We start from the raw sequence: 17,874 nt of genomic DNA, 5'->3' as shown, positions 1-17,874 counted from the left end.
ATACTCCTCGCGTCAATAAATCTTTTTGCATTTTTTGCGGTTTTCATCAGACAACTTGATACCAAGCGCCTGGGCCGCATGATCGTTCCAATCGAGACGGATTCCCGATGTTGAAATAATTCGATCCTCCAATGGTTCATTAGCCAACAGCTTTATCGCGAGCTGCGCCGCGGTGGCGCCGTTATCCGCATAGTTGGATGAGATGGAAAGCAAGGCGCCGGCCTTTACATAGTTTGGAGAAAACGAGAAGACGGGCATTTTTGAGCGCATGAAGAATAGCAGTATGTTTTGTGTGGTGGCGCTCGTATATAATTCTTTGTCCATGATCATTAAGAAGGCATCTGATTCCGATTTTGCAAAGGAAAGTGAATGTTCGAGTTTGTTTAGATTATCAATGGGTATTAGGACTAATTCCAGATCGACAGATTTGGCTGCTTTGGTCATGTCGGCGCCCAAAAATGTGGAGGATTCCGTGGTGTAAATAATAGAGAGACTACGGATGTTCGGGCAGAACGACTTTAGAACTGAAAATTGTTCGGGAAATGGAACCCTGAGGCTGACTCCATAAATGTCCTGATTCGAGCTCGCTGCCAGATCGAATTCGTTCAGTGGATCATAAACCATGGTCACAATAACCGGGATACCAAACGATCGCGATGAAATGGCTCTAAAGGCTTCTGTTCCTACTGTGATCAGCAAATCGAAGGTTCCCGAAGAGATCTCGCCTGCGATTTTATCTCCTTTGGAAAGATCGCTGTCCAGATTGAATAACTTGATCCGCGAGCCCCGCACGTGGCGGGATAGTTCTGAACTAAAACTATCAGCGGCTTGTTGATAGGGATCAATTTGGCGACTGATGACAATGGCGATATTCGGAGGTGTTTGGGCTGATGGATTATCTTGGGCGAGTGACCCCAAAAGCAATAGCAAGAATGGGACAATGAATGTCAGTAGTAAGCGCCTGGCGTGGAATTTCAACCGCTTGTTTGACATTTCTATCCCGTTTGTTTTCTGATTCTTGCGCAGTAGCGAATAGGCTGAAACCTGCATGCCGCGAATACTCTGCGCCACCCTGAAGTTCTATCTTCTGATACTTCGGTTATCTATCGGGATCCGACAGCTGAATATATAGGGAAATCCCCAGGCGGCGTTCCCGCGGGGCGTTGAAAACTATAATGAAAACATCGAATGGGGACGAATAGAGCATTGAGGGCTATTGCCGGAGGTGGATGAAAAAAAGGAGCCCGATTTCCCGTAAGTCAAAGACGCGGGTGGGGTCGTATCATTCTGATGCGCAATGTCTTGAGTGAGGTTTTCTGAAAGGAACAAAAGCCATGAGAGCTCCATCATTCATTCGATTCATCGTGGTGGGGATGCTGATCCTTCCAGTCGAAGGACTATGCGGCGATCCCGCTGGGCTGGAATCCTTGCTTTTTCAGGAAATCCCCTCCGTCTTCACGGCTTCAAAAACAGATCAAGAGATTGAGCGGGCAACGGCTGTCGTTACGGTAATCACTGATGAAGACATTCAAAGATGGGGCGCCCGGACTCTTTATGAAGTCCTCAAACGAGTCCCCGGTTTTTTCCCCTCCTCTCAGGCCACTTGGACGCTCACCGGAAGCCGCGGGCTGACCTCAGACGGAAATGACCATGTCTTATTGTTAATTGATGGACATGTTCAGAACAGCATCATTGGACAGGGTTACCAACAGCAGGATATGCTGCCCATCCTTCAAAAAGTTAAAAAAATTGAGATTGTTCGGGGACCAGGATCAGTTCTTTGGGGATCCAGTGCTGTGATGGGCGTTATCAATATCATTACAAAAGACGGTGATGGTGGTGAAGAAAGCGATCACACCTCCGTTGCCTATGGCGCCAGAGACGGGATGCTCAACGCCAATTTTATTCGCACACTGGGCAGTCCAGGCGGCGAACTTTCTGGAATTGTCTCTCTCTCGTATTGGGAATCGAAGGGGTATAACCGACCCGACAAATCAGGAGATGGAACGGCGTGGGATTCGGCGGAAGCGGATAATGTGGAGGGTAATGTTGAATTCCCTTGGGGCCGGATAGGCGATTGGCCGCCGATTGATCAACACAAGGATGGGTGGGAGATTTACTCCAAAATCAAGGTGGGAACCGCCCACGAGTTCCTCGCCCGGGTCGCTGAAAGCCGTGTCGTCTATCCATGGGATACATGGATGAATAATCCAGGCTCAGAGCTGACAATGAGAAAAACCTATCTTTCATACAAGCATAACAAGCATGTCAATGAAAAGGTGAGCATAAATTCAACGATTTATGGCGACATTCTCCTGCAAAACAGGTTTCCAAGTTATGCGGAGCTTTTCCGTTCCGGTGAGGGTGACAATCGCGATCACATGCAGGACCAATCAAACGAGGAAAGAGCCTTTGGAGCGGAGTTTGCGGCGACCCTGAATTTTACAAACTCAAACCGGGCCATAGCCGGGCTGAAGGCTGTAAGGGTTATGGTGGGTCCAAACAGAGATTCGCGCTTTGATATCGCCGAAAATACACCGACCTCGACCGATTATCCCTATATAGGAGTCGAATCAGGGTATGACAACACCTTGGCCGCCTATTTCGAAGATACATGGGATTTCAATAATCGGCGGACCACGGCATTTTTGGGTTCCAGACTGGAATACAATGATTTCCGTGAAGAGAAGGCCGTCCTCCTGCCCCGAGGCGGACTGATCCACTCGCTGACGGACAATCTGACGATGAAATATGTTTATAATTCAGGATATCTAAGACCTAACGCGGTATACTCAAAAACTTCAGGGATCATCGTTGATGAAAACAGAGGTCCGAATCAGGATATCCTGCTGGTGGATAAATCTGAGAGGATTCAGAATCACGAAGTTCAAATTTATCTTAAAGACCGCCGTAATTATGCCGGTATCAATCTCTTTTATATGATGATTGATAACTATATTTCCTTCGATGCCAACAATCTCCCACAGGGTTATAAGAACCTGGGCGAAGCGGTTTCAACGGGATTCGAGTTAGAAGCGCGGCGTCAACTGGGTGAACGCTGGAATCTCTACGGCAATTATTCATATGTCAAGGCTGAACTGGATAATAGCCAGCACCAAGGGGCGCTGACCAATGATAAAAACCAAACGCTGAATTATCCCCGTCACATGTATAATTTGGGATGCAGCTGGGTCAATAGGGGAAACAATACATTAAATCTCAATCTCAATGGCTGGCGGGATATGTATATTGTCAAACCATTGAATTCCGAGGGCTCCGGCGGGGAATTCGGCTATCTTGCCGGTGAAATGTATTTTGATGTCGATTACCGCTTTAACAGACTCTTTCATTCAAGTCTGGAGTTGTCGATCTTCTGTATGAATATGTTTGATAATACTGATGAAATCGGGATGATTGTCAATAACGGCGTTTGGTACCCCCGGGGCCGCAACATCGGCTTGTCGCTGGGATATTATTGGTAAGCTTGAGCCTGGAGTCGTTCCCGCAGCAAACGGTCAAGCCTTGCGGCCCGATGATTCCAATCAAAGGATTCTTGCGCCAGTTTCAATGCGCGGAGGCTCATTTCCTCCCGTGCCATGGGATCGGCCTGCAGCTTCTTGATCGCTCGAGACAGGGCGCGAGGATCTTCCGCCGGCACGAGGATCCCGACGCCCTTATCCTCAATGAACTCCAATCCCGGAAGCCTGGTTGCGATAACGGGTAGTCCGGCGGCCAAATAGGCATAAACCTTTATGGGTGAGGGTCCTCCGGCGACATGGCGCCATCTGCTGGTATAGGGCGAGATACCGACATGAAATCGGGTCAAGAGATCGGGCAATTCCTGGTAGGGGCAGGGGCCGTGCAGGCAGACGTTGCTGAGAGAATTTATCGTAGCCGCCAAATCACTATTTATAGCGGCGTGCGGACCGCCACCCACGATCGTGACTTGAAACGATGAATCCAACAACGCCGCCGCTTCTAAAAGCGTCGGCACTCCCTGAAACGGGGAAAACTGTCCGGTGAAAACAATATTCATGGGGGGAATATGCGGCGGTCTCACCTTCGGCCGGAAGTGGGCGGTGTTAACGCCGTTTTCAATCACGGCGCATTTATCATTCGAGAGATGATGATGCCTTAGAATTTCTTTCCGTAACCCCGATGAAACCGTGACAGCGATATCCGAATTCCTCACCAGCCAACCCTCAATAGCTTCGATAAAACGCGAGAGAATCAACGAACGATCCGCCTGGTAGAGCTCTTCACCCTTTAGGCTATTGAGTTCCACAATATGTGGAATTTTCAAGCGGTGGGCCGCAAACCAACCTCCGAGGGAATAGAGATCGGACCGCGTATAGATGAGATCCCACGGTTTGTCGCGATGACGGCGCAGGATCTCGCGGCTGACCTGTACCTCATATATCGGGATGCTGAATTTTGGGATCTTGCGAAGCGTGATAGGGACAATAGCGTAGGGGAGGGCGTGAATCCGGTCATCATAGCCGGTTCCGGGTCTGCGGGGCACAAAGAGTGTGATATCCCAGCCCAGTCCGGAGAGGGAGGAAAGCATTTCGGTAAGATGAACCATATTTCCATAGGGTTGGGAAAGATCGACCTCTGTTGCAACCGCCATCCGGCAAGAATCCATGTGATGCATTCCTCATCAAACCGAGAAACTGATGGTAATAGAAAGAACAATAGCGAAGGTATCATGCGCGAGCAAATCATCTTCCAATGTATCCTGCTCGATTTCAGGATTGCCGGAATCCAGTCTATCCCCTTTCTGCATCATATGGCATAATGATGCCGTCGGCGCGGCGGGCATGGGCTTTTGGATCTGCAGGCGCGCCCACCCCGATTGCGCCATCAACACCAGGAGGTCGCCATGATTCCCCGATTGATGTCCCTTTTTGCCTTCTGCCTGCTTCTCGCCTCACCGGCCCCGGCTCAAGATTTGCCGCACAGTTGGAGTGAGAGCTATGGTGATTCATATGAGCAACGGGTCGAGAGTGTGTCGGTCGATGATTCCGGCAATATTATCATTGCCGGCTACTTTGCAAACTCTGTGAATCTCGGCGGCGGCACATTATATAGTAGTGGTGGGTATGACATCTTTCTGGCCAAGTTTGATCCCGACGGAAGCCATCTCTGGAGCCGCAAGTTTGGAACAATAGGTGATCAAAAAGCCTTCTCCGTTGATGTACTGAGCTCCGGGTATATTCTCCTTGGTGGGTGTTTTGAGACAAGCATTGATTTCGGTGCCGGCAATCATGTGTCAGCCGGGGGATATGATGCCTTCGTCGCCAAGTTCACTCCCGGCGGCGTCACCTACTGGAGCAACAGTTATGGTGATGCGTCCCATGACTTCTGCCGGGCCGTCGGCAATGGCAACGGGGGTATGACCTATCTAGTCGGTGATTTTGCCGGGTCGATTAATCTGGGGGGAGGCGCGCTGACAAGCGCCGGTGGTTTCGATCTCTGGGTTGCGATGCTGGATGGAAGCAGCGGGACTCACCTCTGGAGCCGGCGCTTCGGTGATTCAAATGATCAATTTGCCTTTGGTCTCACCGGCCATCCGCAAGGGCCCGTGGCGATCACCGGTTATACATACGGCTCGATAGATTTCGGCGGTGGACCGCTTCCCTATGGTGGCGGAGCCGATGCCTTTATCGCTTCCTTTGACTTTCTCGGCGCCTATCGCTGGAGCCGGATGATGGGCGATGCCAGCAGCCAATACGGCATGGCTGTCGCCTTTCACAATGGCTCAATGTCGGTCGTGGCCACCGGCCAATTTCTCGGCTCCGTCGATGCAGGCGGTGGAATTATGACCAGCGCAGGAAGTGTAGATATATATCTCGCCGAATATAGCGCCAGCGGAGGGCACCTTTGGAGCCGGCGTTTCGGCGGCGCGGGCGCGGATTATCCGAGGAGCGTCTCCACCGATCTCTTCGGTAATATCGCCCTCGCAGGATTTTTCGAGGGGACCTCGCAATTTGGCGGGGATTTTCTGGTGAGCGCGGGTTCTTTCGATGCCTTTGTTTCCACCTATGACACGGATGGGAATCACAGCACCAGCCAGCGAGCCGGCGACTCCGGCGAGCAGAATGGACTCGATCTCTTTTACGAGGATGATGGGGATATTGTCATGGTCGGCAAGTTCGAGGGAAGCGTTGATTGGGGTGGCGGCCCCCTTGTCAGCGCCGGTGATTTTGATATCTTCCTTGTGAAATTCGGTTCGACGACGGATATCATAAATGATATTCCTTCTGACACTCGATTGCATTTTCGCGCCTTTCCATCTCCGGGCGCAAGAAGCGCCAATATAGTCTACTCCCTGCCCCGATCGGGATCAGTGCGTTTGGATGCTCACGACATACAAGGCCGATGGCTCGGGACTCTTGTCGATGGTTATCAGCAGGCCGGCGAACATATGGTAGCCTTATCAGCCGGCGCGGGGGATGGATTACCAATGTCATCGGGGGTCATACTATTGCGTCTAATAACCGGGGAGGAAAGCCGGGTCTGCAAGATAGTCTTTGTTAAATAGGACGATGATTTGTCGCCGGCGCGGATTTCCCTCCCGCGCCGGCGGCTGATATGAGCCAAGTTCCCGCGGTCTGAGCATTAAAGCGAAATTCAATCTACGCGGATGTTGGGCGATTCCCCCGGCCTCGGCTCATACCGACCAATCCCCGAAATCATATTGGAATTCACATGATACGAGTCCCGGATCGAATAGGTTGGGTCTGTTGGCTCTTTCTGGGGGAAAATCTCATACAGTGTAACATTGTATAACTTGTTACCTGGCTTCAAGATATCTGTCTTGGCACGGAGTTGGCTTTGGACAATCCCAGAATAACAGGGCATCATAAAAAGAGGAGATGAAACCATGCAAAGGCAGATCAAACTCCAGACGGTCTTCTTCGCTCTCGTTGTTGTAGGGATTTGTGTCATGATCGTCGGTTGCGGGAATGACACAACAACGACACCGAAGACGACTGCAGCGCCGGCTCTCATGACGGTTCTTGATGCGCCGGATAATGGAATATCAATGGGTAAAGGCGGCAGTAAAGATGATGATGACAACTGGAAGGACAGAACGCGCCGAGGCAATATGCTGATGATTCCGGGTGTCGGTGGCACACTAACTGTCGGGCGGTTTACGATCACGGTCCCGCCGGGAGCCATTGAGACTCCGATCGTTCTGTCGATTACTGATGATTCAAGAACTACCGGTTATCTCCTTGTCCAATTGGGGCCTCATGGATACCAATTCAATGAATTGGTCACCTTGACCATGAATCTGGCGGGAACCAATATCGATGATTACGGTGATGCGACGATCATATGGTATGACGAAGAAAACGATGAGTGGGTCGATCTGGATGGAGTTTATGATCCTAAAACGAACTGTGTCAGTGTTGGATTGGAGCACTTCAGCATCTACGGCGGCGCCGGACGAAGCGGCTGGTAGACAAATCTGATCATCTCCTCCTCATGGCCGGCGTGGGATCGTTGAGACCCACGCCGGTCTTTTACATTTTTCCGCGGTAGATCAGTAGAAGTCGTTTCGAGATCCCCCATCGGGGTATTCTCCCTTCGGCGGTTCATCCCAGCCAAATTACTGAATTCGTGTGGGCAGATATCGTTACAACTGTTCATTCCTGCGGGCGAGGGGGAGATTCCCCCAAAATGGCAACTCTCTGATCATGCGTAATCTTTCATAATTGTTTATGTAATAAGAGGTTGGCCGGTGTGGCACAGGCTTGGCTATAAGTATGGGAAGATGGGCCAGCACGGAAAGGAGATGGCGTCATGAGAAAAATCAACTCGTATAGGGTCTTCATCCCCGCCACGTTTGCCGCTGTCATTGTCTTAATGATCGTCGGCTGCAGTGATGACAACTCCATGGAACCAACAGCCGCAGCACCCCAGTTCGCCAGAATCATCGATGGGTCCATTGAAAGTGATGCTTCTATGGTTAGGAGCCTTACACCGGAGAAAAAAACCGTGACGGATGAAGGTGACGGGTCGCAGGAATACACAATGGAATCTTACCCCATTGATCCCAAAGTCGGAGGAGAGTATACCCAGGGTCGATTTACTCTCACGGTCCCTCCCGGCGCCACCGGCGATACATTGAATCTGACAGTTAAAGATCTCACAAGCGATCGCGGGCAGGTGATCGTGGAGCTGGGGCCTCACGGTGTTGAATTTGATCAGAGGGTGACACTGACCATCGATCTTAGCGGGACGACGCTGGCTGATTATAGTGATGTCACGATCTATTGGTACAACGAAGAAACAGGTGAATGGGTCGATATGAACGGAACCTATGATCCCATGACTCGCAGCGTCAGCGCAGAATTGGAGCATTTCAGTCTCTATGGTGGAGGACGCGCCGGCTGGTAATCGCGTTTGAACCGTACATCTCCTTGCCCGAACCGGTGCGGACTCTTCCCTGGAGTCCGCACCTTGTTATATCCGCCGATTTGCATGGGACCTTGTGAGGCCTGGCGATATGTTGCGAGGCCCGCCCCATCCGCTTATGATGATTCTGTAGATTTCCCGAGGACGCCGGGGTTTAAATGATCTGTCATAAACACAACGGCTCAGAAATGAATGAGGGACGAAGCGGCTTCTACTTTTCCCGTCTCCCTGCCTTGTTGGTCTTGATGCTCCTATCTCTCGGATGGGGGGCCGCGCCGGGTCAATGCAATGATTCTCTGGAATTCACTCCGCCGATCACATGCCAACCGGCCGAGGGAGAGCCGGTCGATCTTAGGGCCGGCACATTGGACTTATTGAAGTCCGGAGACGGGTTGTGGCTGGGATGGACCACGGCCCCGGAGTATGGTGAATCTCCACAGGTAAATTTAACCAGGCTGCCGATTCACCCGGTCCGCCCCGCGCTGGCAACCATCGGTTTGTCCGGTCCCCCCTTCGATTCCCTTCGTGAATTGGCTCTGGTCCCGGTGGCCGGGGAATCCACGCTTGTACTTTTTTATGGCCGGGACTCCTCAGCAGGAGATCAGCTTTGGTTGGCTGAGATTCCAAACGGAAATATGCCGGATGAACCGGTTATCCCGCGTATGATTCCCGGGATCGCGGGCGGGCTCTATTCCTGGGATGCGATTTCATGGGGAGATGATTGTCTCGTCGTGTGGGCCAGTCGCGCTCTTCAACAACCTCTGAAAATAGAAGCGATGATGATTGATGCCTCGGGACATCCTGGAGACGCATGGCTTATAACATCCCAAGAAGCGGGCGTGAATCCGGTTGCGGCCGGCTCGTCGAATGGCGGATTGGCGGCATGGTCGATCTTTGGAAGCAAGATCGCGGGGCGACTATTGGACGGGACGGGCCGTCCGGCGGGCGCCCCGCTCTCTCTCTGGGAAATTCCACCGGATAGGCGGGTTGATCAAATCCAAATCGCGGCCACCGCGCATGGGTATCTCGTCGGATGGGTATCGGATGCGCTGCAAGCGGAAAATAGGGAACTCCGGATGGGACGGATCGATTCCGCCGGCGCCGTTTTGGATTCTTCCGGCGTGCTGATAAGCACGGGGGCGCTTACCGATGAAATTGATTTGGACATAGAATGGACCGGCGGATCCGGTGAGGTAGGATGGGCCGTCTGGTGGGATTTGTATGATCGCCTCGTCGGCCGGCGCTTCTGTTTAACAATTGACGATTCGATTCGCTTCCTGGATGAAGAACCCGTGAGACTCATTGCCCCAACAAGAACGGAACCAGCCGCCACTTATTCTCAGGTCGCGCTGACGTCGGGCGGGGGGTGGTTTTGGGCCGCCGCAATACGGACAGCTGTTTCCACCCCCGCAGGCGATATCGCCGGCGAAATCTGGGGACAGGCAATCAATCCTGATGGAGTACGGGAATCAGCCGATGGGCTCTCTTTGATCCAAAGGACGGATCCGGTGAATCCGTCGGTGCTGTGGGACAGCCGGGATTACATTGTCTATCTTTTTTCACCAATGTGGGATGGAGGGGCTTATTTCCCCTTTATGGTCAATCCCGTCACCCTGAGGGTATATCCGCAAAGTCCGGTTCGAACAACCGCCCATCCGGAAGACCCTCACGTGGAAGCGGCCGATCCCTTCGGTACCTTCCAGGTCCGAATGATGCGCCGTCCGGTGAATGCCATCGAGATTGTCCGATTGAATCGTCTTCATCATTTGGAGAATTCGATTCATTTCCGGCTTCTTGATGAAGGTCCGGTTTCCCCACCTTCTTTAATACTGCAGAGGGGAGAGTTGTTTGTAGCGGCGGTCGACGGCGGTCGCGTTTGGATTCGGGTGATAGATGCTTATCTGACACTTCTGACCGAGAGATCACTTGGTGGGGAATCAGGAATGCCGGAGCAGGTGAAAATTGTCGATGTTGCCGGTGAATTGTACCTCTTTTGGAGTGAAGTGGATGATGGGCGCCTGGTTCTTCGCCGCAGCCGGCTCGCGGCCGGCGCTTTTCCACAACCCCCGGAAGGTGAATGGGTGCTGGAAATGCCGAGCGAGGGCGGTTGGACGGCCGCCGGCAGTGAAGAGTATGGATTTGTTGTTTGGACTGGGGGAGCGGCGGCCGATTCTCTGCTGGCATTCCGGTTTAATGTACAGGGAACACGGCTCGACTTGGATCCTCTCTTTCTGGCCGCGACACGGGCGGTGGAGCCGCATCCGGCGGCTGTCTGGGACGGCCGGACCTTTGTTATACATTGTTCTGAGGATACCGGAACACAGCTTGTGCGGGTGGATGAATCGGGCTCGGTTCTCAGTGTTGATTGGGTGCCGGGGGATGTTGTGATCAAGGACTCGGCGGCCGGAGCCGGCCCTTCAGTGCTTCTTGCGGAAGATGGGGGCCGCATCCGGCTCATGTTGGAGCCCCCGGGGCCTCCAATGCCGTTCGCATTGATGTCCCCGGCGGACAATGATACCCTCTGGGTGAATCGTCCCACGTTTCGTTGGCAAGCGGCCCAGGATATTGATGTTGATGATAATGTTACTTATACATTGAATATTGCTCTCAATCCAAACTTTGAAGAAGCGATCTTATACCCGGCGCTTGAAGACACATTCTATACCATTCCAAATGAATTGAGCGGGGATTCATTGTACTATTGGGATGTCACGGCATCGGATCGATTTGGCTTGAGCCGGTCATCCGCCAACGGCCGGCGGAAATTCACCATCTCATCAGAATCGACGCCGGCGTTCGTTCAAGAATTCTCAACAAGGTTCGCCGCCGATCGGAAGATCGTGGAGATGACCTGGGTGTTTCGCGGCGAAAACAACCTTCGGGGTGTTTTTATCGATCGCCGCATTGAGGACGGGCCGTGGGTCCGCCTGACAGCGATCCCGCTTCCCGTCGGTCTATCCGGGCCATTCATCGATACGGAGCCCCCGGAATGGGCGACCCTGGATTATCGTCTTGTAGGAATGTGGGACGGATCGGTCGAGACGATACTTGTTTCATCGCAGGTGTTTACGGCGGTGATCCAGGGTTCCTCGCATCTCTTACCGCCCTATCCAAATCCTATGACGGGGTCGGTAACAATTAGATTCGAATTGGCCGAGAGTGGCAGGGTTTCCATTTCGATCTACGACGTTCAGGGCCGGCTGGTCGATAAGGTCCAAGATAAACGATACTCTATCGGACCTCACACGACCTATTGGGACGGAAGAGACTCGGTGGAGAATCGCGTGGCGGGCGGGATTTATATTCTGAAATTTGAATATCCGGGCGGAGTAAAACACAGCAAGATAATTGTCTCTGGAGATAGGTGAAATTATGACAGGTCATTTATAATGGCAACTCGTCCTGGCGGCTCCAGATTCGTTCCCAGGAAATATTAAGATGCTGCAGAATCGTCTCTGCAACCGGCCGGATTTGCTTTTCCACATAATGCTCATAGTCGTGAGGATCGGTCTGCATCTGCACAGGTTGTGGACCTTTTATTGTAATGACATAGGAGATAATCCGCCCTGCCCTTTTTCCAAGGAGTTTGGCGGCCTTGACATGTGGTGGTGTTGTTTTTGTGTATTCGTCGATATTCTTCCGCAAGGCTTTATGATAAACAAGTAGCTCGTTCAGCTCGCCATTTCGCAGTTTATCAACAAAATTGCGGATCATCTCTTCGATCTCTTTGGGCGGTGAATGCTCTTCGAGTCGGAATACCAAGTCGAGCAGATCATGTTGAAATAGTTTTGCCAACTGGGTCCAGTCCCGCCGTACCGATTCCATACCTGTAAAGACAATGCGTCGCTCGCCATCCTCATAGACAACTCCGGCATAACGCTTTTTGCTGCCTTCGAGAGAATGGCGCAATCCTGGGAGAAAAAAGCGATGGTAAATCTTTTCAAAGCGAAGCTCTAGAAAGCTTTCAACGGCGTAATACTTTTCAATATGCCGGTTGAGCTCGGAACTGATGCGCCCGGCCAGATCCCGGCCTAATTGTTGCGCCTCGTCGGGATTTTGAAATTTGCCATCGACAAAAATGGAATCTGTATCGCCATATAGGACACGCAGATTTTCATGCTCCACGCGGGTCTTCGTCCAGCGGAGAATCATTTGGCCGAATTGGGTAATGGCATTTGCCGTTTCGGATGAATAGAACCGGCATCTTGGAGTGGCGAGGACGCCATAGAGTGAATTCATTGCAATCTTTATGGCGGATGCGGCGATGTGGTTTTCCAGGACCAGGGCTTTTTCGCGCTCAGGAAAAAATCGATCCAAAAGCGCGGGCAGGATTCCCCCCTCCTTTTTAAACTTGGCGCCATTGGGGGCTGTGACATAGCCGGGGTCATTAATGATATGACCTGATGCAAATTCAACTTCACTGTAGCGGTTGTTGGTATTGGAGACGAGATTCATTGGATCCAAGCGGAATGTTCGGATGAGATTGGGATAAAGACTGCGGTAGTCAAAGACCAAAATATTTCTATAGATTCCAGGAATAGCGTTCAAGACATATCCGCCCGCTGTTGGGTGAATTGGAATATCGTGATCCACCGAGGGTGCAACAATTCCACGTTTTTTCATTTCGGAAAGATATAGAAAATCAAAAGATGCGATACTTGCGGATACCCGATCCATCGGCATCCCGGTCAGAAGGCTGCGTTTGATGGCAAGAGGGATGAGTTGGAAATGATCCAGTATATCCAATACGAGCCGGGCGTCGGTTAAATTGTATTCTACAAAAGCCGCCGGATCCTCTCTGTGCAGGCGGAGAATTTCATCGGCCTTGTTTCCAACGATCCTATTCTCACCGCGAGGGCTCTTGCCGGCAATTGTCTCACTGGTAATCGTCTTCCCCCGGCCGAGAGCCTCTTGTGCGACTGTTTCCAGGCGGTAATCGTCGGTGCGTATAAAGGCTCCCCGCAGCAGCGCCAATCCGTCGAGGACGACGCGACCCGGAAGTATCGCTCTGGACGCCCCCCAAAGGGATTGATCAAGGCGGAGTTTCGCGGGGATATCGGCGCGACCGAATGTAAAGGGAATGCGATACTTCCGAACTAACTTTTCCAATATGTAAAGATCAAAATCGATAACATTCCATCCTGTAATTATGTCCGGATCAATTTGGCGAATACGGCGGTGAAGATTATTGAGAAGCGTCACCTCATCAGGATATGCCAAGGCATAATCAGGAAGGTTTCCCACCGGCATGTCCGAACAAACAAGATGGACTTCATCGGTTTCATCTCCGGCAAGGGCGACGGAAAGTAAACGGTCCATGCTTGGATTTGTCTCAATGTCCAGCGATAGGATTTTGAGATGCGGCATCACGTCAGCGGACTTAATATCAGGATTTTCGTAAATTCGATCTATCAGCCTACCCTTTTTGGAAATTCCGGCAATCTCTATACCGCCGCGGATGTCATGGTCTATCAAGAATCGGGTAGCGAAAGGAATGTCAGCTTCAAAACATTGAATATCCGCGTCTGTCAGACTTTTCCGCAGTTCGGGTGTGTCGGTAGGAAGATCGAAAACCAATCTTGAAACGGGAATCCCGGCCATTGTCCTATAACCCGAGGACCGGATTTCGCCCGCCCCGGCTTTTCGGGCTTTGGATGTGTCGGTCTTTTTTATAAAGAAGTAGGGGCGATACCTATCATTGCGAACGACAAAGGTCTCTCCCGACTCCAATTTCCCAAATAGATGAATGACCGGGCGGCCTTTCTCTATCCGATAGGTGGGGTGTAGGATGAATCCCCTTGGCATCACGCTTGCCTGCTTTCCGATGACGACCAGAATAGTTGTGATCCCCTGGTTCCGCTCCCATCGATTATATGTTGACACCCGATGCCGCACCATGGGTAAAGCCGACCGCAGATTGCGGCTAGGACGCTGGAAGGCATTACGTTGCGCTGTTCCTTCAGATCCGCGAGGGGCAAGCCCGCTGAGAATAATGGCTTAATTGATTGAAGGACTAATGGTTATGACTCTTCTCGCTGCTAAATACCTCTATCTGCCTCGCCGATGGTTACATAGGCCCCATCCCGGCGACAAATATCGCCGGGGGATCCACCATCCCAGCGGGTTACTGGAATATTTGTGAGAAACCTGTGGGACGTTTTGTGGGAAAGGATGAAATGCCGCCAAAGGACAGAGGCAAAAACCAGTCCATCGGTGCCTGCAAAATGAACGCCTCATCATGCACCCTTCATGATGCATCGATTGTCCTCATTCAATCTGAAGTGAATGATCTCAAGGCGCTTGAACAAGCCTCGGCCATCCTTCGTGCGGTACTCAATCCAGGCGGTGCCGGAGCGGACTATCCCGATTTCATTAAGCAACCCCTTGAAGAGGCTATGCATTTGCTCAATGAAATCACCGCGGGAGCATCAAAAAACCCGAGCCGTATTCTTGATGAAATCTATAAGCGTATTGAGAACGCCGCTTCACTGATAGAAGTTCAAGAATTCAAATTATCCGTGAAGAAAGCCGGGTTAGAGACGGCTTCTACAAACCAGACGCCGTCACCAATAGATACTGATGGAAGCAGATTAATAGATGAATCCGGGGAGAAAACGCCAAAGAAGAAGCCTCGGCTGCCCGAGCCGATCATTTCCTTAAGCGCGAATGACAAATCTCTGTCGGATTCCTATACAAATGTGCCCCTAAAGGAATCCTTTCCGGAGAATTCTGACACTGGTCTTTTGACAGAGTATGTCAATGAATGTTGCGAATATCTGGAACAAGCCGAAGCCTCTCTGCTGACTTTGGAATCTGATCCATGGAATCAAGAATCTATAAATCTACTTTTTCGTATTCTTCATACCATGAAAGGGACTTCAGCCTTCCTTGGAATGCGGAGACCTCATGAACTGGCGCATTGCATAGAAGGCATTTTATCGCGGATGCGCACCGGCGAGATCGGCTGCACGCGTGATTATGCGGATCTTATCCTTCGATCCATTGATATGCTGAATGAGTTGATCGCAAATGTACAGAACGGTTTAAGTGACAACATTCTTAGGATACCTGCCGGGTATGCTGCGCTAATGCGTGATTTGATGGATCCGAATCCCAACGTCATAAGTCCCGGTGCAAAGGCGCCATCAGGGACGGCATTGACTTCGGCAATTGCATCAAGCCTGCCCCTGCAAAAAATATCGGAGCATGTCGTTGGTTCAATGGATTCGACAGTTCGTGTTCAAACAAATCGTTTGAATCGTCTGATAGATATGCTTGGTGAGCTAGTGATTGCTCATTCAATGATCTCCCAAGACGAATTGATTTTGACGAATAATAATCATGAATTGATTAAGAAGGTAGATCACACGGCCAAGATTGTCAGGGATTTGCAGGATCTTGGAATGTCAATGAGGATGGTTCCCTTCCGAGGCACTTTTCAGAGATTGCTTCGGGTTTCCCGGGATGTTTCACAAAAATGCGGAAAGAAGATTGCATTCATCACCAGAGGCGAAGAGACGGAAATTGATCGTAATATGGTCGATGTGATAAACGATCCTCTGGTTCATATGGTTCGTAATGCTGTGGATCATGGGATTGAAATGCCTGAAGCCCGCCGCAAAACAGGAAAAGAAGAGGTAGGAACGATCTCCTTGTCGGCTCATCGTGCCGGCGACAATGTCGTCATTGAGTTAAGAGACGACGGGAAAGGACTTTCGAGGGACAAAATCGTTCAAAAAGCACTGGAGATGGGTCTGATTGAGTCGGATCTCGGAATGACGGATATCGAGGTATACAAATTTATTCTTGAGCCGGGATTTTCTACGGCGGAAGAAATTACTGATGTCTCCGGACGCGGTGTTGGGATGGATGTGGTCCGGAGAAACATTGAGAGGCTCAAGGGCCGAATCGATATTAGTTCAATACAGGGGGAGGGGACTGTAATTACAATCCGGTTGCCGCTGACGCTGGCCATCACCGATGGCATGTTGGTGGGTATTGGACGGGAAAGATACATTATTCCAATAACGAACATTATTTTGAACCTGCGTCCTGAATCAGATTCATTATCGACAGTAGTGAAACGGGGAGAAATGATTTGCATCCAGGATCGCATGATTCCGATTTGTCGTCTTTATGAATTATTAAATATTGAAGGAGCTGTCGTAGATCCTACCAAGGGTATTCTCATTATCCTTAGCGATGGCGAACAAGAGATAGCCCTCTTAGTGGATGAGATTCTTGGGCAACGACAGCTGGTTGTGAAGTCATTGGATGGCAGTATGGCAAAGGCGTCGACATTTTCCGGTTTTACCATTCTCGGCGACGGATGCGTTGGCCTCATACTAGATCCGGAAGGTATAATCGCCGCGGCGAAAGAGGCTTCGAATCGAACGCCGACGATTTCGCGGGACATTAAAGCTGCATGTGGGTGAGCGCTATACTTTAAAGACTATCTTGAGAGGAAACGTGAAACAAGTCATAAGCGTTGCAGACATGAAAGTATCCGCCACACCGGGCGAAGAGTTGATCACATATGCCTTGGGAAGCTGTTTGGGAGTGGCAATCTATGACCCTGAAGCCAAGATCGGCGGCATGCTGCATGTCATGTTGCCGCAGTCATCGATTGACAAAATCAAGGCTTCGGAAAATCCGTATATGTTTGTTGATACCGGGGTGCGGGAATTATTCTTGGCGTGCTACAAAGCCGGTGCGGAGAAGAGTCGTTTGATTGTTAAGGTTGCTGGTGGCGCGGCGATTCACACAAGCATGGGAAGTGATCATTTTCAGATCGGCAAAAGGAATTTTATCATGCTTAGAAAGCTACTTTGGAAAAACGGCGTTATGTTAAATGCTCATGATGTCGGGGGAGATTATTCCAGAACGATGATTCTGAATATCAGTACCGGGGAATTGAAAATTAAAGGAAACGGCAAGATCAGCACTTTATGAATATTTTGAACTAGGAGGGGAATCCCGTGGGATTAAATGTCCTCGTTGTTGATGACAGCGCTGTAATGAGAGCAATGATTGAAAAGACTCTGCAAATATGCGGGATCCCTATCAATCAAATATACTATGCAGGGAACGGGGTGGATGCTTTGGCGGAGCTGGATAAGAACTGGATGGATCTGGCCCTGATCGATATCAATATGCCTGTAATGACAGGCGAAGAGCTTTTGTCTCAATTGAGAAAATCTGATGCGATGTCTGATCTGCCGGTCATTATTGTTTCTACCGAAGGTAGTATGAAGCGGATCGCCGCCCTGCGGCAGCAGGGTGCGGAGTTCGTACATAAGCCTTTCACGCCTGAAATTCTGAGAGATTCGATTTTTCGTGTTATGGGATTGACGGAAGATGACATCTTGAGTGGCCGTCAAACCGTGGCCGATGGACCGGATTTTTAGGATCCGTGCCGGATCTTTGCCCGGCCCGTTGTACGCTGCA

The 17,874-nt window shown here is 50.8% G+C and carries 12 protein-coding genes; 8 read left to right on the top strand and 4 right to left on the bottom strand.

Annotated features, from left to right (window positions below; all coding sequences use genetic code 11):
* Positions 1-12 precede the first annotated feature (12 nt).
* Positions 13-1,071: a hypothetical protein gene (locus KJ970_04690; protein ID MBU2690204.1), complete on the bottom strand. Its 1,059-nt coding sequence runs from the start codon at positions 1,069-1,071 to the stop codon at positions 13-15.
* A gap of 263 nt (positions 1,072-1,334) precedes the next feature.
* Here KJ970_04690 and KJ970_04685 point away from each other — a divergent pair, with 263 nt between their 5' ends.
* Entirely contained in the window at positions 1,335-3,482 is a 2,148-nt protein-coding gene (locus KJ970_04685) for a TonB-dependent receptor (protein MBU2690203.1), read from the top strand.
* Here the strand turns inward: KJ970_04685 and KJ970_04680 are convergent.
* Positions 3,473-4,630 carry a glycosyltransferase family 4 protein gene (locus KJ970_04680; protein ID MBU2690202.1) on the bottom strand — a complete coding sequence of 386 codons (1,158 nt, stop codon included), beginning with the start codon at positions 4,628-4,630 and terminating at the stop codon, positions 3,473-3,475. The two genes, KJ970_04685 and KJ970_04680, sit on opposite strands and share 10 nt — an antisense overlap.
* A 30-nt stretch (positions 4,631-4,660) precedes the next feature.
* Positions 4,661-4,864 carry a hypothetical protein gene (locus KJ970_04675; protein MBU2690201.1) on the bottom strand — a complete coding sequence of 68 codons (204 nt, stop codon included), beginning with the start codon at positions 4,862-4,864 and terminating at the stop codon, positions 4,661-4,663.
* Between the two features lie 18 nt (positions 4,865-4,882).
* Between KJ970_04675 and KJ970_04670 the strand changes: the two genes are divergently transcribed.
* The 4 genes from KJ970_04670 to KJ970_04655 all read left to right on the top strand — a co-directional run bounded on the left by KJ970_04670 (position 4,883) and on the right by KJ970_04655 (position 11,795).
* Positions 4,883-6,544, top strand: a complete 1,662-nt coding sequence (locus tag KJ970_04670) for a hypothetical protein (GenBank protein MBU2690200.1) — start codon at positions 4,883-4,885, stop codon at positions 6,542-6,544.
* Between the two features lie 342 nt (positions 6,545-6,886).
* Positions 6,887-7,471 (top strand): hypothetical protein, encoded by a 585-nt coding sequence (locus KJ970_04665; GenBank protein MBU2690199.1) that lies wholly within the window; start codon positions 6,887-6,889, stop codon positions 7,469-7,471.
* A 341-nt stretch (positions 7,472-7,812) separates the two neighbouring features.
* Complete coding sequence (locus KJ970_04660) at positions 7,813-8,409, top strand: hypothetical protein (GenBank protein ID MBU2690198.1); 597 nt, start codon at positions 7,813-7,815, stop codon at positions 8,407-8,409.
* Between the two features lie 263 nt (positions 8,410-8,672).
* Positions 8,673-11,795: a T9SS type A sorting domain-containing protein gene (locus KJ970_04655; GenBank protein MBU2690197.1), complete on the top strand. Its 3,123-nt coding sequence runs from the start codon at positions 8,673-8,675 to the stop codon at positions 11,793-11,795.
* A 16-nt stretch (positions 11,796-11,811) separates the two neighbouring features.
* Here the strand turns inward: KJ970_04655 and KJ970_04650 are convergent, their stop codons facing one another.
* Entirely contained in the window at positions 11,812-14,325 is a 2,514-nt protein-coding gene (locus KJ970_04650; protein ID MBU2690196.1) for a DNA polymerase II, read from the bottom strand.
* A gap of 251 nt (positions 14,326-14,576) precedes the next feature.
* On the opposite strand from KJ970_04650, the gene KJ970_04645 reads away from it, so the two are divergent.
* From KJ970_04645 to KJ970_04635, 3 genes are read left to right on the top strand one after another with little or no spacing between them, the layout of a single operon-like run.
* Positions 14,577-16,862 carry a chemotaxis protein CheA gene (locus tag KJ970_04645; GenBank protein MBU2690195.1) on the top strand — a complete coding sequence of 762 codons (2,286 nt, stop codon included), beginning with the start codon at positions 14,577-14,579 and terminating at the stop codon, positions 16,860-16,862.
* 34 nt (positions 16,863-16,896) lie between these two features.
* The gene (locus tag KJ970_04640; GenBank protein MBU2690194.1) at positions 16,897-17,379 is read left to right on the top strand and encodes a chemotaxis protein CheD; all 483 of its coding nucleotides are present in this window, start codon (positions 16,897-16,899) and stop codon (positions 17,377-17,379) included.
* Between the two features lie 26 nt (positions 17,380-17,405).
* On the top strand, positions 17,406-17,834 hold the full coding sequence (locus tag KJ970_04635; GenBank protein MBU2690193.1) for a response regulator: 429 nt from the start codon (positions 17,406-17,408) through the stop codon (positions 17,832-17,834).
* Positions 17,835-17,874: the final 40 nt, after the last annotated feature.

It is taken from the genome of Candidatus Eisenbacteria bacterium, from assembly GCA_018831195.1.
Lineage (GTDB): Bacteria > Eisenbacteria > RBG-16-71-46 > CAIMUX01 > JAHJDP01 > JAHJDP01.
Note: the sequence above shows the minus strand (reverse complement) of the source record. Positions and strands in the feature narration are given on the sequence as shown.